Source organism: Pseudomonas sp. UBA5706 (genome assembly GCF_002419965.1).
Taxonomy (GTDB): domain Bacteria; phylum Pseudomonadota; class Gammaproteobacteria; order Pseudomonadales; family Pseudomonadaceae; genus Aquipseudomonas.
This window is the reverse complement of the sequence record NZ_DIHC01000034.1, coordinates 69,628-92,332: the sequence shown is the minus strand read 5'-3', so window position 1 is coordinate 92,332 and position 22,705 is coordinate 69,628. Positions and strand designations below refer to the sequence as shown.

The 22,705-nt window shown below is 60.3% G+C and carries 17 protein-coding genes and 2 pseudogenes; 12 read left to right on the top strand and 7 right to left on the bottom strand.

Going from position 1 to position 22,705, the window contains the following annotated elements; all coding sequences use genetic code 11:
• Window positions 1–108: 108 nt before the first annotated feature.
• Window positions 109–1,995 carry a phosphomethylpyrimidine synthase ThiC gene (gene thiC, locus B3I26_RS16525; RefSeq protein ID WP_296259102.1) on the top strand — a complete coding sequence of 629 codons (1,887 nt, stop codon included), beginning with the start codon at window positions 109–111 and terminating at the stop codon, window positions 1,993–1,995.
• A gap of 163 nt (window positions 1,996–2,158) precedes the next feature.
• A complete protein-coding gene (cytX, locus tag B3I26_RS16520) occupies window positions 2,159–3,448 on the top strand; it encodes a putative hydroxymethylpyrimidine transporter CytX (protein ID WP_296259100.1) in 1,290 nt (429 codons plus the stop codon).
• Here the strand turns inward: cytX and B3I26_RS16515 are convergent.
• Window positions 3,417–4,163 (bottom strand): RsiV family protein, encoded by a 747-nt coding sequence (locus B3I26_RS16515; RefSeq protein WP_296259099.1) that lies wholly within the window; start codon window positions 4,161–4,163, stop codon window positions 3,417–3,419. The genes cytX and B3I26_RS16515 overlap by 32 nt on opposite strands.
• Before the next feature lie 221 nt (window positions 4,164–4,384).
• Here B3I26_RS16515 and B3I26_RS16510 point away from each other — a divergent pair, with 221 nt between their 5' ends.
• The 9 genes from B3I26_RS16510 (at window position 4,385) to B3I26_RS16470 (ending at window position 13,892) form a co-directional block, all read left to right on the top strand.
• Entirely contained in the window at window positions 4,385–5,002 is a 618-nt protein-coding gene (locus B3I26_RS16510; protein ID WP_296259097.1) for an NUDIX domain-containing protein, read from the top strand.
• On the top strand, window positions 4,993–5,445 hold the full coding sequence (locus B3I26_RS16505) for a DUF1249 domain-containing protein (RefSeq protein WP_296259096.1): 453 nt from the start codon (window positions 4,993–4,995) through the stop codon (window positions 5,443–5,445). Before B3I26_RS16510 ends, B3I26_RS16505 begins: the two co-directional genes overlap by 10 nt.
• Before the next feature lie 236 nt (window positions 5,446–5,681).
• On the top strand, window positions 5,682–6,491 hold the full coding sequence (cpdA, locus tag B3I26_RS16500; RefSeq protein ID WP_296259094.1) for a 3',5'-cyclic-AMP phosphodiesterase: 810 nt from the start codon (window positions 5,682–5,684) through the stop codon (window positions 6,489–6,491).
• 171 nt (window positions 6,492–6,662) lie between these two features.
• The gene (locus B3I26_RS16495) at window positions 6,663–7,229 is read left to right on the top strand and encodes a YqiA/YcfP family alpha/beta fold hydrolase (RefSeq protein ID WP_296259176.1); all 567 of its coding nucleotides are present in this window, start codon (window positions 6,663–6,665) and stop codon (window positions 7,227–7,229) included.
• 90 nt (window positions 7,230–7,319) lie between these two features.
• Window positions 7,320–9,224, top strand: a complete 1,905-nt coding sequence (gene parE, locus B3I26_RS16490) for a DNA topoisomerase IV subunit B (RefSeq protein WP_296259092.1) — start codon at window positions 7,320–7,322, stop codon at window positions 9,222–9,224.
• Window positions 9,221–10,219, top strand: a complete 999-nt coding sequence (locus tag B3I26_RS16485; protein WP_409522035.1) for an esterase-like activity of phytase family protein — start codon at window positions 9,221–9,223, stop codon at window positions 10,217–10,219. The genes parE and B3I26_RS16485 overlap by 4 nt, the downstream gene beginning before the upstream one ends.
• 35 nt (window positions 10,220–10,254) lie before the next feature.
• Complete coding sequence (locus B3I26_RS16480) at window positions 10,255–10,737, top strand: retropepsin-like aspartic protease family protein (protein WP_296259173.1); 483 nt, start codon at window positions 10,255–10,257, stop codon at window positions 10,735–10,737.
• Between the two features lie 10 nt (window positions 10,738–10,747).
• Complete coding sequence (gene parC, locus B3I26_RS16475) at window positions 10,748–13,006, top strand: DNA topoisomerase IV subunit A (protein ID WP_296259091.1); 2,259 nt, start codon at window positions 10,748–10,750, stop codon at window positions 13,004–13,006.
• Window positions 13,007–13,184: 178 nt separating this feature from the next.
• Window positions 13,185–13,892 carry a PqiC family protein gene (locus tag B3I26_RS16470; RefSeq protein ID WP_296259089.1) on the top strand — a complete coding sequence of 236 codons (708 nt, stop codon included), beginning with the start codon at window positions 13,185–13,187 and terminating at the stop codon, window positions 13,890–13,892.
• A 297-nt stretch (window positions 13,893–14,189) separates the two neighbouring features.
• Here B3I26_RS16470 and B3I26_RS28905 read toward each other — a convergent pair.
• Window positions 14,190–14,915: pseudogene (locus B3I26_RS28905) on the bottom strand (histidine kinase); the annotation flags it as partial.
• A gap of 77 nt (window positions 14,916–14,992) precedes the next feature.
• Window positions 14,993–15,719: pseudogene (locus B3I26_RS28900) on the bottom strand (histidine kinase); the annotation flags it as partial.
• Between the two features lie 130 nt (window positions 15,720–15,849).
• On the opposite strand from B3I26_RS28900, the gene serB reads away from it, so the two are divergent.
• Complete coding sequence (serB, locus tag B3I26_RS16460) at window positions 15,850–17,067, top strand: phosphoserine phosphatase SerB (RefSeq protein WP_296259087.1); 1,218 nt, start codon at window positions 15,850–15,852, stop codon at window positions 17,065–17,067.
• 188 nt (window positions 17,068–17,255) lie between these two features.
• Here the strand turns inward: serB and B3I26_RS16455 are convergent, their stop codons facing one another.
• The 4 genes from B3I26_RS16455 to B3I26_RS16440 all read right to left on the bottom strand — a co-directional run bounded on the left by B3I26_RS16455 (window position 17,256) and on the right by B3I26_RS16440 (window position 22,654).
• Window positions 17,256–19,043 carry a molecular chaperone gene (locus B3I26_RS16455; protein ID WP_296259085.1) on the bottom strand — a complete coding sequence of 596 codons (1,788 nt, stop codon included), beginning with the start codon at window positions 19,041–19,043 and terminating at the stop codon, window positions 17,256–17,258.
• 280 nt (window positions 19,044–19,323) lie between these two features.
• Window positions 19,324–20,193 (bottom strand): archaetidylserine decarboxylase, encoded by an 870-nt coding sequence (asd, locus tag B3I26_RS16450; RefSeq protein ID WP_296259172.1) that lies wholly within the window; start codon window positions 20,191–20,193, stop codon window positions 19,324–19,326.
• Window positions 20,194–20,258: 65 nt separating this feature from the next.
• Entirely contained in the window at window positions 20,259–21,074 is an 816-nt protein-coding gene (locus B3I26_RS16445) for a rhodanese-like domain-containing protein (RefSeq protein ID WP_296259084.1), read from the bottom strand.
• Window positions 21,075–21,118: 44 nt separating this feature from the next.
• Complete coding sequence (locus tag B3I26_RS16440) at window positions 21,119–22,654, bottom strand: HDOD domain-containing protein (protein WP_296259083.1); 1,536 nt, start codon at window positions 22,652–22,654, stop codon at window positions 21,119–21,121.
• Window positions 22,655–22,705: the final 51 nt, after the last annotated feature.

Genomic DNA, 22,705 nt, shown 5'->3' with positions numbered 1-22,705 from the left:
TTTCGATTCTCAGCATCCGTGTTCGTTTCAGGGTGCCTCCGTCCGTTCGAATCAGGCTCAAGCTCCGACAAATCAATCCGCCGCTGGATGATGTCTGGAGAGCCCGTGATGAATACAACACTAAAAAACGCCAATCTGAGTGAGTCAGCCCAGGTCGATTCGGGGTCGGTTCAGCCGTTCACCCGTTCGCAGAAAATCTACGTTCAGGGCTCGCGCCCCGACATCCGCGTGCCCATGCGTGAAATCAGCCTGGACGTCACGCCAACGGACTTTGGCGGTGAAATCAACGCGCCGGTCTGCGTGTACGACACATCCGGCCCTTACACCGACCCCAACGTCATTATCGACGTGCGCAAAGGCCTGGGTGATGTGCGCTCGGCGTGGATCAAGTCGCGTGGCGACACCGAACGACTGGCCGGCCTGACGTCCAATTTCGGCCAGCAGCGCCTGGCCGATGCCGAGCTGACCAAACTGCGCTTCGCTCACGTGCGCAACCCTCGTCGCGCCAAGGTCGGGGCCAACGTCAGCCAGATGCACTACGCGCGTCAGGGCATCATCACCGCGGAGATGGAATACGTCGCCATCCGAGAGAACATGAAGCTGCAAGAGGCCCGCGCCGCGGGGCTGCTGAAGCAGCAACATGCCGGACACAGCTTCGGCGCGAGCATTGCGAAAGAAATCACCCCTGAGTTCGTGCGCGAAGAAATCGCCCGTGGCCGCGCGATCATTCCGGCCAACATCAACCACGTCGAACTCGAACCGATGATCATCGGCCGTAACTTTCTGGTGAAGATCAACGGCAACATCGGTAACAGTGCGCTGGGGTCGTCCATCGAAGAGGAAGTGGCGAAGCTGACCTGGGGCATTCGCTGGGGTTCGGACACGGTGATGGACCTGTCCACCGGCAAGCACATTCACGAAACCCGCGAGTGGATCATCCGTAACTCGCCAGTGCCGATTGGCACGGTGCCGATCTATCAGGCGCTGGAAAAAGTCGGCGGCGCTGCCGAGGATCTGACTTGGGAGCTGTTCCGCGACACGCTGATCGAGCAGGCGGAACAGGGCGTCGACTACTTCACCATTCACGCCGGTGTGCTGTTGCGGTATGTGCCGCTGACCGCCAAGCGCGTCACCGGGATCGTCAGCCGTGGTGGTTCGATCATGGCCAAGTGGTGCCTGGCCCATCATCAGGAAAACTTTCTCTACACCCACTTCGACGAAATCTGCCAAATCATGAAGGCCTACGACGTCAGCTTCTCGCTGGGCGATGGCCTGCGTCCAGGCTCCATTGCCGACGCCAACGATCAAGCGCAGTTCGGCGAACTGGAAACCCTCGGTGAGCTGACCAAAATCGCCTGGAAGCACGACGTGCAGTGCATGATCGAAGGCCCTGGCCACGTGCCGATGCAGTTGATCAAGGAAAACATGGACAAGCAGCTGCAATGTTGCGACGAAGCGCCGTTCTACACCCTCGGCCCACTGACCACCGACATTGCGCCGGGCTATGACCACATCACGTCCGGCATTGGCGCGGCGATGATCGGCTGGTTCGGTTGCGCGATGCTTTGCTACGTCACGCCGAAGGAGCACCTGGGCCTGCCGAACAAGGACGATGTGAAGACCGGGATCATTACCTACAAGATCGCCGCACACGCCGCCGACCTCGCCAAAGGTCATCCGGGCGCGCAGATTCGCGACAACGCCTTGAGCAAGGCGCGCTTCGAGTTCCGCTGGGAAGACCAGTTCAACCTCGGCCTGGACCCCGACACCGCGCGCTCGTACCACGACGAGACGCTGCCGAAGGATTCGGCCAAAGTCGCGCATTTCTGCTCGATGTGCGGGCCGAAATTCTGCTCGATGAAAATCACCCAGGAAGTGCGCGAATACGCAGCCAACCAGAAGATCGAGGCGGTGGACCTGTCCGTGGTCGAGGGTATGCGCGAGCAGGCCGAGCGCTTCAAGCAGGAAGGCAGCCAGCTTTACAAGAAGGTCTAGCCGCGAGCGGCGAGCTAAAAGTTGGGACTGATCGTTCCCGTGCTCTGCGTGGTAACGCCATGGGTGTTGCTCGGCGTCACATGGGGCGCGGAGCGTCCAGGCATGCATGCCCGCGCAAAGCGTGGGAACGATCATCATTGTTTTGTTCATCCGAGAAAATGACGTGAACACACCCGGTACCTATTCACCCGACATTCCCGTCCCCGCCAATAAACGTGTCTTCGGCGCGCGCGATCTGTTTTCCCTGTGGTTTTCCCTCGGCATCGGCCTGATGGTCCTGCAGACCGGCGCGTTGCTCGCGCCAGGGCTGGGTATGTCAGGCTCGATGCTGGCGATCTTCCTTGGCACATTGGTCGGTGTTTTGCTGCTCGCCGCTGTTGGCGTGATCGGCAGCGACACCGGTCTGTCTTCCATGGCCGCGCTCAAGCTCAGTCTTGGTAACAAAGGCGCGGGCGTGCCGGCGATTCTGAACCTGCTGCAACTGGTGGGGTGGGGCTCGTTCGAGATCATCGTCATGCGCGATGCAGCCAGTCTGCTGGGCGCGGGCGCGTTTTCCGAATCCAGCCTTTGGGCCAGTCCGCTGCTCTGGACCTTGGTATTTGGCGCCGTTGCGACCCTGCTTGCGGTCAGTGGTCCTCTGACTTTCGTCAGGCAGATCCTGCGCAAATGGGGCATCTGGCTGCTGCTCGCGGCGTGTCTCTGGCTAACCTGGAACCTGCTGGCCAAGGCTGATCTATCGGCACTCTGGTTACATACCGCAGATGGCTCGCTGCCGTTCGCCGCGGGTTTCGATATCGCTATCGCCATGCCGCTGTCCTGGCTGCCACTGATCGCCGATTATTCGCGGTTCGGCAAACGTGCGGGCGGCGTGTTCGGCGGTACGGTGCTGGGTTTTTTCATCGGTAACTTCTGGTTGATGACATTGGGCGTCGCCTACACCCTGGCGTTTGCGCCGAGTGGTGAAGCCAATGCATTGTTACTGGCATTGGCCGGGGCAGGGATGGGGATTCCACTGCTGTTGATTCTGCTCGACGAATCGGAAAATGCCTTCGCTGACATTCACTCGGCAGCGGTTTCCAGCGGCATCTTGTTAAAGGCGAAGGTTGAGCACCTGGCGCTGGCCATCGGCGTTATCTGCACGCTCATCGCCTGCTTCGCGCCATTGGCTCAGTATCAGAATTTCCTACTGCTGATCGGTTCGGTATTCGCACCGTTGTTTGGCGTGGTTCTGGTGGATCATTTCATCCTGCGTCGTCGCCGTCATGGCACCGCGACGGTGGGGTTGCGCTGGATGACGTTGCTTGCCTGGCTGGGCGGGATTGTCACCTACCACCTGCTGGCTAATCTCTACCCGACTATCGGTGCAACACTGCCAGCCTTGATCCTGGCTGGCGTGCTGCAACTGGTGTTGAGTAAGGCAATCAGCTCCGGCCGGGGAACAGTTCCGGTTTGACGATACCGTTGAGCTGAGGATAAGGAATCTTCAGCTCGATATGGCCCATGGCGTAAGGGGCGATGGTGGTGACAGGATATTTAAGGATTACTGCACCGTACGTCAGGGCGACGTTGGAAGTTCGCTTGAAAGGCCACATCTTCTGGAACTCGGTATCCTTATCCAGCTTGACGCTGATTTGCCAGGCTTGATGCGCCAGCTCGGCTTTTTCCCAGAAGGCAGCTTCCTGACCTGGCACCAGCATGTCGGCCAGGGTCAGAACCCGTTGCTGCTGACGGGAATAGTTGATGAACGCACGGCCTGGTTCGCCGTGAGCGCCGCCGGTGTCCAGGTAGCTGGACAGCTCGACCACCACGATTCCGTCATGCTGCTCCCGTACCTTGGCCTGCAGATAGCTGCTGTTGCGTGCCGGGGCACGGGCCAGGAATTGCTCCTGATAGGCTTTGAGAGTCGGCGGCACCGGGCCATCGCTGTCGCTGCGGGTCAGTTGCAACAGCGTGCGCTGGACGATGGCGTCGAGCTTGGGCTCGTCCGGAAAATGCACCGTGTCGATGTTCACCAAAGGGCAATCGTCGGTGGTGCAGCCAGGCTTGATCAGTTCGGAGGCGTCTCGCTGAACGGTCAGCGGACTGCGCAGGTTGGGTTGAAACAGGCCTTGGCAGGCGCCCAGTATCAGGGCCAGGCAGGCCATTGAAATGATCTTCAGAAACGACATGTTGATCCTTGGCGTTGGCATAAAGGGCCATCACAGGGGGTAACGGCAACAGGCTTGGACTGCGTGCGGCGCAATCAGTTCGCCACTGGGCGGATTAGAGTGCCATTCCCTTGCCGTCGTCTACCCTGAGTGCCGGATTTACCAACTTCAAGGGCTGTGCATCCCGTTCCACGGCACGTTAGGATGGCGTGAAGTCACCCGTGCTTTGCAGTGAGAAATTTATGACCGATACCACTCAATCGACACCCACCAAGCATGAGATCGTCCACCGCGAAACCTGCTTCAAGGGTTTCTATCAGTTGGACCGCCTGCGCCTGCGTCATGAGCTGTTCGACGGCGGAATGAGCCCTGAGATCAAGCGCGAATTGTTCGTGCGCCATGACGCTGTATGCGTGCTGCCCTATGACGCAAAGCGTGATGAAGTGGTGCTGCTCGAGCAGTTCCGGGTGGGGGTGATTGGCAAGCATCCCAACCCCTGGCTGATCGAAATGGTTGCCGGCCTGATCGACAAGAAAGAACAGCCCGAGGAAGTTGCCCACCGTGAAGGCGAAGAAGAGGCCGGGCTGGCCTTCAGCGCGCTGTGGCCGATCACCAAGTATTTTCCGTCGCCCGGTGGCAGTAACGAATTCGTTCACCTGTACCTGGGCAAATGCGAGAGCGAGGGGGCAGGTGGGGTGCACGGGCTGGAAGAAGAGGCCGAGGACATCCGTGTGTCGGTCTGGTCGTTCGACGACGCCATGCAGGCTGTAAAAGACGGACGTATCGTCAACGCGGCAACTATCATCGCAATACAGTGGTTGGCGCTCAATCGCGCTGAAATCAGGGGGCTGTGGTCGTGAATCTTCTGCGCGAGCGCTACCGTGTCGACCTCGCCGGGCTGCAAGCAGCCTGCGAGGCGAACTACGCGCGCTTGATGCGTCTGTTACCTGACATGCGCCATGCACAACGTTCCCGTCGGGTGGCGGTCACCCAGGGCGATCAGATGTTGGGCGTGCTGGCAGTCGAGGTGATACTTGACTGTCCGTACACCACGACCTTGCAGGTTCGTCAGGAGCACAGCCTGCCGTGGCTGCCGGTTCCGGTGCTGGAAGTACAGGTCTATCACGACGCGCGTATGGCCGAAGTCATCGGGGCCGAACATGCTCGGCGTTTTCAGGGCATTTACCCGTACCCCAACGCCGACATGCACCAGCCCGACGAAAAGGCCCAGTTGAATCTCTTTCTCGGCGAGTGGCTCAGCCACTGCCTGGCGTGCGGCCATGAGTACGAGGCTGTGCGCTAACTCACTTCGTCGCCACCTTGATGACGTTGGAAATCGGCGTACCGGCGAAGACGTCGTGTCGGTGACATCGAGGGTGATTGATGCTGCACGTTCGCTGCCGTCGTAGCCTGCAACGTCTCCTAAAGGTACGCCACGGGCAGCCTCTGCCATAAATGAGAACCGTCACCCTCTTTCCGGTTTGCCGTTGCAACAATCTGACACCATAATCCGGCCATATCTGCTAAAGGAGCCGGCCCTTGCCGAGTGCATCCTCAACCCCGTCTTCCGTGTTGGTGGTTCAACTGTCCGACAGTCATCTGTTCGCTGAAGCGCACGGCACGCTGTTGGGGATGAAAACCCGTGACAGCCTGCGCGCCGTGGTGGATCTGGTGCTGGCCGAACAAAGCCGGATCGATCTGGTGCTGGCGACCGGTGACCTGTCCCAGGACGGCACGGTCGAGTCCTATCAGGCATTTCGCCAGGCCAGCGAGCGGCTCGATGCCCCCAAGCGCTGGCTTGCGGGTAATCATGATGAGCTGCGGGAAATGTCCATCGCCGCTCAGCACAGCGACTTTCTCGACCCCGTGGTGGATATCGGCAATTGGCGCGTCACCTTGCTCGACTCAGCGGTGCCCGGCTCGGTCCCCGGTTACCTGGAAGACAAGCAACTGCAACTGCTCGCCCAAGCCTTGAGCGAAGCCCCGGAGCGTCATCACCTGGTGTGCCTGCATCATCACCCGGTGCCCATTGGGGCGGCGTGGATGGAGCCGATCGGGCTTAGAAACCCCGATGCGCTGTTTGCCGTGCTGGAGCGGTTTCCGCAGACGCGGGCGCTGCTCTGGGGTCATGTGCATCAGGAATTCGACCAGCTCCGCGACGGCGTGCGCCTGCTCGCTTCGCCCTCGACCTGCATTCAGTTTGCGCCCAATAGCGGAGACTTCGCCCTCGATTCGCTGGCGCCAGGCTATCGTTGGTTGCGTCTGCTTGACGATGGGCAGATCCAAACCGGTGTTTCCCGCGTTCATCCCGACCTGTTCGAGGTTGACCTCAGTGGCGCCGGGTATTGAAGGGCATGTCCTGAATTCCTGGCGAATCATCAACACATGAGTCTTCGCGCAGTTGTCCTGTAAACTGCGTGGCTTTGCCCTGCGATCAATTCGACTCGCAGCTTCTGGAGGCCCGTTGTGGATCACGATCACTCGACTCTTCTTTATCTGCATGGCCTGAACAGCTCGGCCATGTCGAAAAAGGCCACGCAGCTCGCCGGCTTGATGAAGCGCCTAGGGCTCAGCGAGCGATTGCGCGTGCCGGAGTTGCATCACCATCCACGCCAGGCCCTGGTTCAGATGCAAGCGGCTATCGACGAACTGGGCGGGCGGCCATTACTGGTCGGCAGCTCACTCGGCGGCTACTATGCGACTCACCTGGCCGAACGTTATGGCCTGAAGGCAGTGTTGATCAATCCGGCGGTGAATCCGCACCAATTGTTCGACGGTTTTCTGGGCACGCAGAAAAACCTTTATACCGGCGAAGCCTGGGAGCTGACGCACGACCATGTGGATGCGCTGGCTGAGCTTGAAGTGCCCGCCCCGCAGGATCCGCAGCGTATTCAAGTGTGGTTGCAGACCGGTGACGAGACGCTGGACTATCGGCGCGCGCAGGCTTTTTATCGCGCCTGTGCCTTGCGAATAGAAGCCGGTGGCGATCATGGCTTCCAGGGTTTTGCGGAAAAAATGCCTACCCTGTTGAGTATTGCCGGATTCGCCCCCGAGCTTTTGCAGGCGATTGATCTTTCGGCGCTTTGATCGCGGGCGCTTGATCGATGTTTTTGCTGAAACAAACAGGTATCACAGTGTCACTCCGAAATTTCATGAACGACTTGATGACGAGACCCCATGGCCAATCCCAGCGCTAGCTCTTATAACGCAGACGCCATCGAAGTCCTCTCGGGCCTCGACCCGGTCCGCAAGCGGCCGGGCATGTACACCGACACCACGCGGCCCAACCACCTCGCCCAGGAAGTCATCGACAACAGTGTCGACGAAGCCCTGGCCGGTCATGCCAGATCGGTGCAGGTCATTCTCCATGCCGACAACTCGCTGGAAGTGGCCGACGACGGTCGCGGCATGCCGGTGGACATTCACCCGGAAGAGGGCGTGTCGGGTGTCGAGCTGATCCTTACCAAGCTGCACGCAGGCGGCAAGTTCTCCAACAAGAACTACCAGTTCTCCGGCGGTCTGCACGGGGTAGGGATTTCCGTGGTCAACGCGCTTTCCACCCAGGTGCGGGTGCGGGTCAAGCGTGACGGCAACGAATACGAAATGACCTTCGCGGATGGCTACAAGGCCACCGAACTGGCCGTTGTCGGCACCGTTGGCAAGCGCAACACCGGTACCAGCGTGTATTTCGCCCCAGACCCCAAGTACTTCGACAGCCCCAAATTCTCGGTCAGCCGCCTCAAGCACGTGCTCAAGGCCAAGGCAGTTCTGTGCCCGGGCCTGTTGGTCAGTTTCGAAGACAAGAGCAGCGGCGAGAAGGTCGAGTGGCATTACGAAGACGGCCTGCGCTCTTATCTGCAGGATTCGGTCAATGACTTTCTGCGTTTGCCGGAAGAACCGTTCTGCGGCGCGTTCGCCGGTAACAAGGAAGCCGTTGACTGGGCGTTGTTGTGGTTGCCCGAGGGCGGCGACAGCGTGCAGGAAAGCTACGTCAATCTGATTCCGACCGCGCAGGGCGGCACCCATGTCAACGGTCTGCGCCAAGGGCTGCTCGATGCGATGCGCGAATTCTGTGAATTCCGCAACCTGCTGCCGCGTGGGGTAAAGCTGGCGCCGGAAGACGTCTGGGAGCGTATCGCCTTCGTGCTCTCGATGAAGATGCAGGAGCCACAATTCTCCGGCCAGACCAAGGAGCGTCTGTCCTCCCGCGAGGCCGCGGCGTTCGTGTCTGGAGTGGTCAAGGATGCCTTTAGTCTGTGGCTCAATGCGCACCCGGAAATGGGCATGCAATTGGCGGAACTGGCAATCAACAACGCCGGTCGCCGCCTGAAGGCTAGCAAGAAGGTCGAGCGCAAACGCATTACCCAAGGCCCGGCGCTGCCGGGCAAACTCGCGGATTGTGCGGGGCAGGACCCTATGCGTGCCGAGCTGTTCCTGGTGGAGGGTGACTCTGCCGGGGGCTCGGCCAAGCAGGCGCGAGACAAGGAATTCCAGGCCATCCTGCCGTTGCGCGGCAAGATCCTCAACACCTGGGAAGTCGATGGCGGCGAAGTACTCGCCAGTCAGGAAGTGCACAACATCGCGGTAGCCATCGGTGTCGATCCCGGCGCGGCAGACATGAGCCAGCTGCGTTACGGCAAGATCTGCATCCTCGCCGACGCCGACTCTGACGGTCTGCACATCGCCACGTTGCTCTGTGCGCTGTTCGTCCAGCATTTCCGCCCGCTGGTGGACGCCGGTCACGTCTACGTCGCCATGCCGCCGCTGTACCGCATCGACCTGGGTAAGGACATCTATTACGCCCTGGACGAAGCCGAGCGTGATGGCATTCTTGACCGCCTGGTGGCCGAGAAGAAGCGCGGCAAGCCGCAGGTCACGCGTTTCAAGGGCCTGGGTGAAATGAACCCGCCGCAATTGCGCGAAACCACCATGGACCCCAATACCCGGCGCCTGGTGCAACTGACCCTGGACGATTTCGAAGCCACATCGGAGATCATGGACATGCTGCTGGCCAAGAAGCGTGCGGGCGACCGCAAGACCTGGCTCGAATCCAAGGGCAACCTGGCCGAGGTGCTGGTTTGAACCGAGGCTGGCTGGCGGCCCTGGTGTTGACCGTCACGCCTGCATTCGCCGCGCAGGCGCTTGCACAAAAGCCCCTGCCCGAACTCAAGCTGCTGTCCGAGCACGCAGTCGACGACATGGTAGGTGGCAATCTGTCCGGTCTGGCCTCGTGTAATGGCGTGCTATGGACGGTGTCCGACCGCGACGACACGTTGCTGTACAGCCTCGACACTGCGGCGACCGTGTGGAAGGCCCATGCGCTGAAGCTTGAAATTCCGCCCATCCCCGACAGCGGACTGTCCCCGACACTGCGTGGCATGGCCAAGGCGGCGTCGCTGATTCGTGGCGGCGATCTGGATTTCGAAGGTGTGACTTGTGATGCCGCCGGTAACCGCTATTTGGTCAGCGAAGGCTTCGCTACGGTATTGAAAGTCCCGGTCGATGGTGCGCCGAGCTGGCTGCCATTGCCGAAGAAGCTGGTTCAGGAAGCCCAGTCCGCCGGCATGCTGCAGCACTTCAACGCGATTTTCGAAGGCATTGCCATCAATCCGGCAGGCGATCAGCTGTGGCTGGCCGCCGAGCGTGAAAAACGTGGCCTGTTGACTGCAAAGTTGAGTAAAGACAGCTGGAGCTGTGGCGCGAGCTGTATTTTGCGGGTCGAGTCCGGCAATGACATTCTGCCGCCGCAGTTGGGCGGCAAATCCGTCGCCAAGGATTTTTCCGACATCTCGTTGTTCAACGGCAAGTTGTACACCCTTGAGCGGGCGGCGTATCGCATCTGTCGTCGAACGCTGGAAACCGGGCAACTGGAAACCTGCTGGTCGTTCGCCAAGGAAGCGTTGCTGCCCAATCGGCTCTACGATCAGAAGTACGGCCTGACCGAAGCCCTGATCGTGGATGACACCGGAGCCTGGGTTGGTATCGATAACAACTTCGGCGCCCGCGCTGACGGTGAAAAACGCCCCATCGTCTGGCGCTTCGCTGCGCCAGAGGGTGGCTGGGGCGGCAAGCCTTGACCCAGGCACCTCCCGGCAAACGCGCCGGGCGCTTGATGCTGATCGTTGCCTGGGCCGCGGCGCTGTTTCTGGCGACGCGGTTTTTCGGTGAATGGGAACAGCGTCAGGAAAACCCGAACGGTGACGTCACCTCCGAGCACGGTGACGGCTATGTCCAGGTGCAACTGGCAAGCAACCGACAGGGACACTTCGTGATGACGGGGCAGATCAACACGCGCCCTGTGCAGTTCATGCTCGACACGGGGGCGACCGACGTCGCCATTCCCGAAGACATGGCCGAGACGTTGCATCTGCAACGCGGCGACCCGATCCAGGTGAGCACGGCCAACGGCCGCACCGACGCGTTTCGGACTACGTTGGAACGCCTGCAAATCGGCGATATCGTCTTGAACAACGTACGCGCCCTGGTGGTGCCCGGCCTGGACGGTGATCAGGTGCTGCTGGGTATGAGCGCCATCAAGCAACTCGAATTCACACAACGTGGCGGCACATTGCTGCTGCGTCAGACGACAAAATGATGAGGCCCGCATGAGCGACTCCCTTGACCTCAGCCTGGACGGCGTAGAACGCCGGTCGCTGGCTGACTTCACCGAACAGGCCTATCTGAACTACTCCATGTACGTGATCATGGACCGTGCCTTGCCGCATATCGGCGACGGCCTGAAGCCTGTGCAGCGACGCATTATCTACGCCATGAGCGAGCTGGGCCTGGACGCTGACGCCAAGCACAAGAAGTCGGCGCGCACCGTCGGCGACGTACTTGGTAAATTCCACCCTCACGGCGACTCGGCCTGCTATGAAGCCATGGTGCTGATGGCGCAGTCCTTCAGCTACCGGTACACACTGGTCGATGGTCAGGGTAACTGGGGGGCGCCGGACGATCCCAAATCGTTCGCTGCCATGCGCTACACCGAAGCGCGGTTGTCGCGTTATTCCGAAGTCTTGCTCACCGAGCTGGGCCAGGGTACTGCGGACTGGGTGCCGAATTTCGACGGCACCCTGGACGAGCCGGCGGTCTTGCCTGCGCGTTTACCGAACATTCTGCTCAACGGCACTACCGGCATCGCTGTGGGCATGGCCACCGATGTCCCGCCGCATAACTTGCGGGAGGTGGCGTCGGCCTGTGTCCGGCTGCTCGATGAGCCCAAAGCCACCATCGAGCAGCTGTGCGAACACGTACAGGGGCCGGATTATCCGACCGAAGCGGAAATCATCACGCCTCGTGCCGACTTGCTGAAAATCTACGAAACCGGACGTGGGTCGGTGCGCATGCGCGCGGTGTACCGCGTCGAGGATGGCGACATCGTCGTTACCGCGCTGCCGCATCAGGTGTCTGGCGCCAAGGTACTGGAACAGATCGCCGCGCAGATGCAGGCCAAGAAGCTGCCGATGGTTGCCGACCTGCGCGACGAGTCGGACCATGAGCATCCTTGCCGCATCGTGATCATCCCGCGCTCCAACCGCGTCGATCCTGAAGAGCTGATGCAGCACCTGTTCGCGACCACCGAGCTTGAGTCCAGTTACCGGGTGAACATCAACATCATCGGTCTGGACGGCAAGCCGCAGTTGAAGAACCTCAAGGCGCTGCTTTCCGAGTGGCTGACGTTCCGTATCAACACCGTACGTCGCCGCCTGCAGTTTCGTTTGGACAAGGTCGAACGTCGCCTGCACCTGTTGGAAGGTTTGCTCACGGCTTACCTGAACCTGGATGAAGTGATCCACATCATTCGCACCGCCGAACACCCTAAGGCTGAGCTGATCGCGCGTTTCGAGCTGTCCGAGATCCAGGCGGACTACATTCTCGACACCCGCCTGCGTCAGTTGGCGCGTCTGGAAGAGATGAAGCTGCGTGGCGAGCAGGACGAACTGCTCAAGGAGCAAGCCAAGCTTCGCGCCCTGCTGGGCAGCGAAACCAAACTGCGCAAGCTGGTGCGCACTGAATTGATTGCCGATGCACAGACCTATGGCGATGATCGTCGCTCGCCAATCGTCGAGCGCGCCGAGGCCAAGGCACTGTCGGAAAACGAGCTGATGCCGACCGAGCCTGTGACCGTCGTGTTGTCGGATAAAGGCTGGGTGCGTTGCGCAAAAGGTCATGACATCGACGCGACGGCGCTTTCCTACAAGGCGGGCGACGGCTTCAAGGCCGCCGCCGCGGGGCGTTCGAACCAGTTCGCAGTGTTCATCGACTCCACCGGGCGCAGCTACTCGCTCGCGGCCCATACCCTGCCGTCGGCCCGTGGCCAGGGCGACCCGCTGACCGGTCGCTTAACGCCGCCACCTGCGGCTACCTTTGAATGTGTACTACTGCCGGATGATGACGCGCTTTACGTCATCGCGTCCGACGCCGGCTATGGCTTCGTGGTCAAGGGGGAAGACTTGCAAGCCAAGAACAAGGCGGGCAAGGCGGTGCTCAGCCTGCCCTCGGGTGCGAAAGTCATTTTGCCGCGTCCGGTGGCTGACCGTGAGCAGAACTGGCTGGCCGCCGTCACTACCGAAGGGCGTCTGCTGGTCTTCAAGATCAGTGACCTGCCGCAGCTTGGCAAAGGCAAGGGCAACAAGATCATCGGCATTGCGGGTGAGCGGGTCGCCAGTCGCGAAGAATATGTGACCGACCTGGCGGTCATCCCCAATGGCGCCACCTTGGTGCTTCAGGCAGGTAAGCGTACGCTGTCGCTCAAGCCGGACGATCTGGAGCATTACAAGGGCGAGCGTGGTCGCCGTGGCAACAAGTTGCCGCGTGGTTTTCAGCGGGTTGATTCATTGTTGGTGGAAAACGTGACTTAAGCGGTTAATCAGGCTGTCGATCTTCGTTTTGTCACGAAGATCGACGCAGAATCGCTGGAGTCATTGCGCATATTCACGGATGATATGACGTCTTGAGGGCTAGGCATGGCCGAGTGCCTTCATGTTTCTTGAGTCTTTAACATCGTGGCTGCCGTGCGCTGGCCACTTGGACGGAATGATGAATTTTCTACGCGTTCCTTTTGTTCTGTTGTTGACCGGCGTTCTGGGTTTGGCCGGGTGCAGCGTTCATCAGCCTCAATCGCTTTACCAGCTGGACAGTGGTGAGCCAGGGCAACCGAAGCAAAGCGCCGGAGTCGCTGTTTTGCTCGGTCCGGTTTCCGTTGCCGATTATTTGCAACGGGAGACATTCCTACAGCGTCAGCCCGACGGCAGCCTGACAGCGTCGACCGACGGTCGATGGGCAGGCAGCTTATCTTCTGACATCAATCAACTGCTGCTGCGTCAACTGGCCTGGAAACTGGACAGCCAGCGTGTGGTCATGGCGCCTGCGGCTGCCAACTTCAGCCCGGACGTGCAGGTGGTGCTATCAATCACTCGTCTGGACTCCGGCGTGCACCAGCCGGCGGTGCTCGATGCGCAGTGGCGCCTGCTGGACCGCCGCGGCATCGTGCGGGACAGCAAACTGATACACCTGGAAGAGCGTCATGCAGGCAGCTCGGCTGCACAGGTTAAGGCTCAGGGCATACTTTTGCAGCGTCTGGCCGATCAACTGAGCGTGGCGGTCAAACCGGTTGCCAGTCAGCCGTTGGTCGCTGAGCAGCCGAAAAAGACCGCTCAGCCGGCCAAGACGCGCACCGACCAAGATAAGCCGAAAATCCCGATGGCCTCGCCGATTCGCACCGATCTGGAAGTGTTCCGCTTCTAAGTCAGACGCCAGACAAAAAGCCCGCAGCGATGCGGGCTTTTTTGTGGGCGATGGCTGGATCGTGATTGATGCTGGCCGAAGACCATAGGCGCAAGCTTGCTGTGACCTGCCGAGGACCTGCAGTGAAATTCGACAGCCGATGTATCAGGCAAGGACGGATCGCTTGATTCGGCAGCTGTTTGGCATCAGTTCGCCCGTGCGGACTCTCTCAGGATCGCTACAGCCTTTCGGGCAGCATCAAGGGTAGGTCACCGGAAACGCCGCACTCCCCAAGGCATGCGGCATGCGCGGGATGCATCAGGCCTTGCGCGCCTCGTGCATCCGCGCCAACTGGCGCTCCAGCATCGAAGGGTATGGCTCCAGCAAGCGTTCAACACAGCTTGCGCCCTCGGGGCTGGCGATCGGGCGGATGCGGGCGCGCTGGCGAATCGTGTGGTCTTCGCTGATTTTGCGCTCTACCAACAGCAGGTTGCGGCTGTGTTGCGACAGGGCCAAGGCATCCTGTGCGGTTTCCGTCAGCAGCAGATCGATCTGGTTCATGCCGTGCAGGCCTTCACCCAGCGTAAGGCCCAACTGCAATTGCAGGGTAATGCCGCTGTCAGCGACTTCAATCTGCAGTGCATGGCTGAGCGCGCGCAGCAGTTCGCCGCAACAAATCGCATTGGTCAGGTAATCGTCGCCGCTGTCCTGGGTGCTGAACACCATTAGCGAGCTGCCATCGTTCAGCGTGTGCAGTTCGCTGTCGTACAGCGAGGCAGCCTGATCGATACAGTCGCGGTAGCGTTCCAGCAATTCCGTCAGACGACTGCGCGGCAGACGACGCAGCTGCTCTTGAGAGCCCAGCTGCACAGCCAGTACGGCGCTGTATTGCGGCTGCGAAGGCGCGACGGGCAACAGGGGGCGCGGTGCAGGCTTCTGCGGCGTGGGGCTGTTGTCGCGAAGGTCGGCGAAGGGATCTTCGTCGTCGTCTTCGTCTTCCTCGGCGACGATGCGGCGGGCTGGAATCGCCGTTGCGCGCGGTTTCGGCGCGTCGTCGAACTCGGGATCACTCAGGTCGCTGGCATCGAATTGCGCGGAGGAGTCTTCTTCGTCTTCAATCTGCACCGGCTCCGGAACAGGTTCCGGCTCAGGCTCGGGCGGCGCGTAGGACGCCTTGAGCTGGCGGGCCAGATCACCGATTTCATCCTGACGATCCGTGGCAGGGGTGTAAGGGTCTATGTAACGTAGCCACATGCGCAATTGCAGCATGGGCGTGGAGATGTGCCGCCCCAGCCGCAGGCTCAAGGCCAGCGCCAGTGCCAGCAGAATCCCGGCCAGAATGCCCATGCTCTGCAGGCTGATGGTCAAGGGCTGCTGGAACTGCGTCATGTCCAGGCTGATACGCAACGTTCCTGCGACTACATCCTGAAAGGTCACCTTGATCTCGTAGAGGCCTTCGGCTTCGCCCAACAGCCCGTTTTTTGGACGCTGACCCGCTTCGGCAAGGATGCGATTGTCCACGCTGTAAATAGCCGCATGGGCCACCAGCGGGTTTTTCACCAGATTGCCCAGCAACACGTTGAGGCTGAGGATGTCGTTGGACACCAGCAGCTCTGTGGCGGAGGTCGCGGTTTGCGTGGTCAGGGCCTGCCCCAATGCGTCCGCCTGCTCGTGCATGGCTTGCTTGAACTGCAGGCCCATCACGCAGGCGTAGATAACCAGCGCCAGCGCGACGAGGATCACGTTATGGCTGGCGATGCGCAAAGCAATCGGAACGCGTCGGTGACGCAGTGCCCGGAAGATCAGCAAGAAGAAGTTGTCGGTTTTTACTGGCGTGGGCCGGTTCACTGAGCGCGGCTCTCTTGAATAAGTTGGGGCGCAGTATAGCGAGCGACCCAGATGCGGCAAAGCGCTCACTGTGCCCGGCGGTCACTGAAAGTGAGTAGAATGCGGTTTTTTTCCACTGCGGGGGTGCGCCTTGCGCGAAATTGTCCTGATAAACATCACCGGCGTAGACCGTCCGGGTCTTACTGCGGCCATTACTGGCGTTCTGGCTCAAGGTGGCGTGAATATTCTGGATATTGGTCAGGCGGTGATTCACGACGCCCTGTCGTTCGGGATTCTGGTCGAGATTCCCGACACCGAACCAGGCGCTCGGGTGCTCGGGAACGTGCAAGCCAAGGTCGACGAGCTGGGCCAGCAGGTGCGCTTCACTCAGGTGTCCGAAACCGATTACCAGCATTGGGTGGGCGGTCAGGGCAAGGCGCGGCACATCGTCACTTTGCTGACGCGCAAGGTGACGGCCGAGCAGTTGCAGACGGTCAGCGCGATCACTGCAAAATACGGTTTGAACATCGACCGCATCGATCGTTTATCCGGGCGTATGCCGTTGGACACGCCCACCGGAAAGGGCAAGGGTTGCATCGAGTTTTCCGTGCGTGGCGAGCCTGCCGACCAGCAGCAGATGCAGGCCGAATTTCTGCACGTGGCGCAGGAACTGAACGTCGACATCGCGTTTCAACAGGATTCATTGTTCCGCCGCAATCGTCGTCTGGCGGTGTTCGACATGGACTCGACGCTGATCGAAGCCGAGGTCATCGATGAATTGGCCAAAGCCCATGGCGTGGGCGAGCGTGTTTCAGAAATAACCGAGCGCGCGATGCGTGGCGAGCTGGACTTTCGTGCCAGCTTCAAGGAACGCCTGGCGCTGCTCAAGGGCCTGGACATCAAGGTGCTGGACGAAATCGGCGCGTCGCTGCCTCTGACCGAAGGCGCCGAGACGCTGTTCGCCGAGCTCAAGCGTCTGGGCTACAAGACCGCGATTCTTTCGGGCGGATTCACCTATTTTGCTCGTCAGTTACAGGCCCGATTGGGGATCGACTACATCTTCGCCAACGAGCTGGAAGTGGTCGACGGCAAATGCACCGGCAATGCCATCGAGCCGATCGTCGATGCCCAGCGCAAGGCTGATTTGCTGCGTGAACTGGCGATCAGGGAAGGTTTGAGCCTTGAGCAGACCATCGCGGTCGGCGACGGCGCGAATGATTTGCCGATGCTGGCCATCGCTGGCCTGGGCGTTGCGTTCCGCGCCAAGCCGCTGGTCAAGCAGTCTGCCAAGCAGGCGATCTCTACGTTAGGGCTGGACGGTGTGCTGTATCTGCTGGGATTCCGTGATCGGGAAGGGCGCAGCGCCTGATAGATCCGCTTGTAGCGGGATGGCTTGCCGGCTGTGGCGTCGTTGGAATCGCGACCGCCGACAAGCCGGACTGCTGCAAATAACCGGTGCGCGAGAAGATTGCTGCCGTGCCGACCCTGTCGCGGCATGGCTGGCTGACGGCTAAGCGTCCTCCTGTACGCTGCGGCTGCTGTCGATCGAACGACTTCCTACAAGACCGTCCACAACGAATCGAATTCCTGTTCCGGCCCCGACTCTGCAGCGGTTTTCTTGGGCCCTTCGAGCATTTCGTATTCGAACTGGTTGTAGCTGCCGGTCGTTGCTTTGCGATTGCTCAGCGTGGCCCGTCGCTCTTCGCCGCTGCTGTTGATCATCACCTTGCTGCCTTCTTCGAATGGCAAGCGTGGTGCAATGACGGTAGCGGGTACGTCGATGGCCCTTACCTCAGGCAGCAACAACACCCGCAGGTATTGGCTGCTCTGCTCGTCACGCAGCAATTGCATGCCGCACGCCTGGCCGAACGGGGCAATCAGCTCCACGCCCATATGCGTGCCGCCGCTTCGCACCTGACGCACCCAGCGCACCACCGCGATACTCCAACCGTCGCCATGGTCTTGAATGCCGATCATTTCACCGGCCTGTAGCTGGTCCGGGACTTCCTTGGGCCAGGCCAGGCAGTAACCTCCCGGACTGTGGTTGACGATGTTCAGGCTGTAGGTCGGAAAGCTCGTTTGCCCGTCCGTTGCCGACGCGCCCCCGTCGGATTCTTCGCGCTGATACTGGATCTCCTCGAACGGCAGCAGGGTACTCGATGTGCCACCGCGCTGGACGTCCATCGCGTGTGACCAGGGGTCATCAACAGTGGGCTCAAGGGGCTGCAACGTGTATTGGGCGACCTTGCTCAGTGCGCCCGCGGGGACCAGCAGCAGGTCGCTGAAGCTTTTCTGACCGCCCACGAAGTAGTGAAGGGCGCTCATGCCAACGCAAACCGTCAGGGTACCTTGGGCCGCGGTACGCTGAAACGCGCGCTCCGAAACGTCGCCCCACGCCGCCGCCAGATGTTGCAACACGTCGATCGAGAGGCCCGGCGGCACGTGCAGGTAGGACTGAGAACGCTGATCGACGGGCATTTCGATGTAACGCTGCAAAGCTGCCGACAAGGGTCGCGGGTTGATACCCAAAAGATGGCTGCGTTGATCTTCGCCATACAGCGAGGTGTATCGCGGCGCAGTGTCGGTGCCGTAGGCAACGCTATAGAGGCTGGCATCATCGATGGGTTGCTGCAGGGTAACCATCGAGCTCCACGCATCCAGCGCGTCGGCCAGTTTGCCGATATTGTGCTGACGCATCTGATTGCAACGCGAACAACCCATCAGCAGCGCCACGATGTAGGTCTGTTCGACGGTCAGGGTGCGCGTATGGTGGGCCTGATTATCGGCCACTGGGGTTGTGTGCAGTTGGTTCTGACGGGCGATTTGATAGATCTGATGCAGCTCCAGCCACAAGCCGTCCTGTACCGGACAATAGAGCTGGTTGGCGCGGATCAGCGGGCCGTTGAGGCAATGCAGGGCGCGTTGCAATGCTGTGGTCAGCAGCGTGGTACGGTCCCGGGTGAGCCTGGGGCCCACCCTGGCGATGATTTGCTTGTAGCCGATTGCCAGATGATTCTGCAGCGCCTGACACAGGTTCGCGACCTTGCGCGGGCGTTCTTCCAGGACTACCGATTGGTTGAGGAAATGGCGTTCCAGGTGTCTGCACACGAAAAACACTTCCGGGCGCAGCAGCTCCAGCAGTTGCAGGCGGTTTTCGCTGGGGGTCAGCAGCTGATTGAGTTCGCCCAGCCCCTGATACAGCCGGCGGGCCATTTCGCCAAGATTGGCTTTCGGGAGGGTAGAGATCCAGCGCTTCAGGTCTTTTGGCGTCGCGTCACAGAACGACAGGCTCGACTGCGTCGGCACAGGAGCGCGCAACAACAGTGGCAGACTTAATTTACTCATGTGACAGGTAAACTCCCACAACTACTGGCCCAAATGGCATCGAGAACTGCAATGCGGACACACGATACCGAGCGAAAAGAGCAAGTTTACGTAACTGAAAAGCGAAGTTTCCTAGACGGCTGGTTAACGACTCTACCAGCATTGGATCCTTGGAACAGCCCTTGATGTCAAAGTGACACTTTATCAGCGCCGCTCCACGTGCGTCCAGACGACCCTGGCGGAATGCATGGCAGGTGCACTCCGCCAAAAAAACGCTCTTGCACACTCTGCCTGGCAAGAATCAGGCCTGTGTCGGCGTCGCCAGTAACTGACCCATTTTCGTAGGCGATCCGGCTGCAAGTTGCGCGGCCCATTGCACCTGATTGGGTCCGAATAGCACGATCGCGGTGGAGCCCAGTTTGAATCGACCGAGTTCGGCGCCTTTCTCCAGATGGATTGGCGCGCGGGCGGCTTCATCGTAGCGGAAGGTTTTCAGCTCGCGTTTTGGCGGTGTTACCAGGCCGGCCCACACGGTTTCGATGGACGCAACAATCATTGCTCCCACCAGAACCACTGCCATCGTGCCGCGCTCGGTGTCGAACAGGCAAACGGCGCGCTCGTTGCGGGCGAACAGTTCGGGTACGTTTTCAGCGGTGGTCTGATTGACCGAGAACAGACGGCCCGGCACGTAAACCATCTCACGCAAGGTGCCGGCCAGCGGCATATGCACGCGATGGTAGTCCTTGGGCGACAGGTAAATGGTAGCGAAATCACCGCCCATGAAAGGCGCTGACAAGCGCGCATCGCCTCCCAGCAACTCCAGCGCGCTGTAACTGTGGCCCTTGGCCTGGAAGATACGCCCGTGTTCGATTGGCCCTAGTTGGCTTACGGCGCCATCGGCAGGGCACAGAATCGCGCCCGGCGTTTCATCCAGAGGACGTGCGCCTGGTTTCAGGGCACGGGTGAAGAAGTCGTTGAAGTGCGGGTATGCCGTTTCATCCTCGACCAGCGCTTGAGACATGTCCACCTGGTAGCGGCGCACGAACCATTGAGTGAAGGCATTCTTGAACCAGCGCACGCGGCACTCGGCAACGCAGCCAGCCAGACGCGACAGCAGATGGTGGGGAAGCAGGTATTGGAAAAGAATAAACAGACGCTGTTTCATCAAGATTCCTAAAGCGTTTCAAAAGGGTTTTTCAATAGGTGAAGACGTATCGGGACAGCACCGGCGCTCGGCTATTTCTCCACGGGCGTATCCGGGTGATTGCCCCATTCGCCCCATGAGCCGGCGTAGCCTTTGACTCGCGGGTAACCCAGCGCCTTGGCGACCAGATAAGTGAAACCAGAACGATGGTGAGTCTGGCAGTGGGTGATGACCTCTTTATCCGGCGTGATGCCAAGGCTTTCGAGGATCTGCGGCATGTCCCGACGAATGCGCAGATTGCGCGCCTGATCCATGCCTGCGGTCCATTCGAAGTTCACGGCGCCGGGGATATGACCGCCTTTGGCCGCCACGACCTTCTCCCCGGAATATTCCGTCGGGCCGCGTGCGTCCCAGATTGCCAGGTCGGCGGCGCCCAGTCGGCTTTGCAGGTACTCACGAGTGGCGGTCGGCTCGTCGTGCACGGTTACCGACACCGAACCGCCAATAGCATCGGGCACCTCAGTGGACAGTGGCAGACCTTCGGCCTGCCAGGCCTGCAGGCCGCCGTCCAGGTAGTGGTATTGCGAATGGCCAATCACATCCAGCAGCCAGATGAAGCGACCGGCCCAGCCACCCCCTTCATCGTCATAGACCACGTAGACCGCATTCCGGTTATGGCCCAGCTCACCGAACAACGCATCAAGCTGCGCTTGGGTCGGCAGCAGGCCAGGCGCTGGAGGAATGCCCAACTGCGTGCGCTTCGGATCGACGAAACGCGCCCCCGGAATATGGCCAGTCTCATACCGGGCGGCGCTGGTCAGATCAACCAGTATCAGTTCTGAAGCGCCAAGGCGTGCCTGCAGGTCTGCGGGCTCGATCACCAGCGGCAAGCTTGAGAAGGCAGGCATGTGGGGTCTCCAGATCATGAAAGAGGCGAATTGTAGCGCAGCCATCAGCCATTGCGATGGCTAAAGGTGGTCAGCGCTTTCTCGATGCATTGTCCGGTTTTGCCGAACGCCTGGACCGTCACCTCCGAGAACGGCCCCCCACCTTGATCCGCCATGACCACCATCACCACTCGACCATTACTGCCCAGCGAGCGGATGAGCAGGTTCTCCCCTGAAAACAGATGGCGCAATTGGGGCGGCAGCAATGCCGAAAACTGAGCATTGTTGCTGGCAGTCAGGCGCAATTGCGTGGCTTGGGCCAGCAGTCTTTGCAGCACCGTGCTGTCTTTGTAAGGAACAAGCAGCGAAGCGGCAGACGGATCCACACCGGCAATCTGATGCACGCGAAGACTGTCGGTCTTGCGATCGATCATCAGCAATACTGCGCGGTGCATGCCCGACGCCAGCAGGGCGTCCCGCGCGCAAGTAGTCAAGTGCATGGCGTTGGCGAAGGCACTGGGCTCTCTTAGCAAGTCGCTGCAGTGTTTGCGCCAGGTGTGCAGCGCTTCGGGGGAAGGCGGTGGGGCTGGCAGCAGTGCTTCGTGTATACGTCGTGTGCCCCAGGGCCAGAGCAAGGCCTCGGCCGGGTGCCAGACGCCGGGCTCCGCATGCTGACGGGCGCTGGCGGCAGCGTTCTGGTGTACCTGTTGCTGCAGGTCACTCAATGGCTGTTGCAAATATAGGCTGGTCAGCAATTCCCAGCGCATCGTGTGCGGGGTGTCCCAGGCTTGCTGGGTGGATAGGGCCAGGCCATTTGCCAGCAGAATCGTGTTGGCTGGCTGATTAAACCAGCGACGCAGCGGCAGGTCCGCGTCCAGTTGTTGTTGCTGCTTGAGCGGATCGTCGCTCTCATGGGCGACGCGCAGCACTTTTACCAAACTGCGTTGCTCGCTGATTAACAGGCGGTAACCCTGCATGACCCACATCGGCAATTGCCAATGCTGCGCCAGTGCCTGGCATAGCCGCACCAAGCGCACGCCGAACAAGGCTTTTTCGACGACTTTGGCCGACTCGCCCTTATAGACGACCCGCAGCTCCCATTCTTCCAGCAGCTTGGGATGGGCCAATGCCATCGGCCAAAGCGGCGCGAGAAACAGCAAGCTGCCCAGATGGATATCCTGCCAGAGCCGCGCCAACTGGTTGGCAAACAAACCATAAGCCTGTTGCGCGGCGTGTTGGCTAATCATCTGCAACTGACGCAGCGCTGGGGGGATTTTCTGCAGCTCGACGCTCGGCAAGCGGCCCAGTAGCGTGCTTGCGCGCGCCAGTCCCAGGCGGTTAAGCGCAACTTCCAGGCTTTCGGCAGGCTCAGCCAGCCCGCCGCTGTGCAAGTTAGCCTCCCGCAGCACGCTGAGTACCAGCGCCGGGCTGTCCTGCATCAGGTCGGCGATTTCCCGTAGTGAGCGGCGACTGTCGTTCAAGGCGGCATGCACCCGGGCATGGGCATGGGTGGGAACGGGCAGGGCGAGGCCATCCAGCTGTTTGATCCAGGCATCGAGTGTCTGCGGAACGGGGAGCGACGAGGCTTTAGCTGATTGCATTCACAAGGCCCATACGGCTGGGAGGTTTTGATCGGTATCGGATGATGGCAT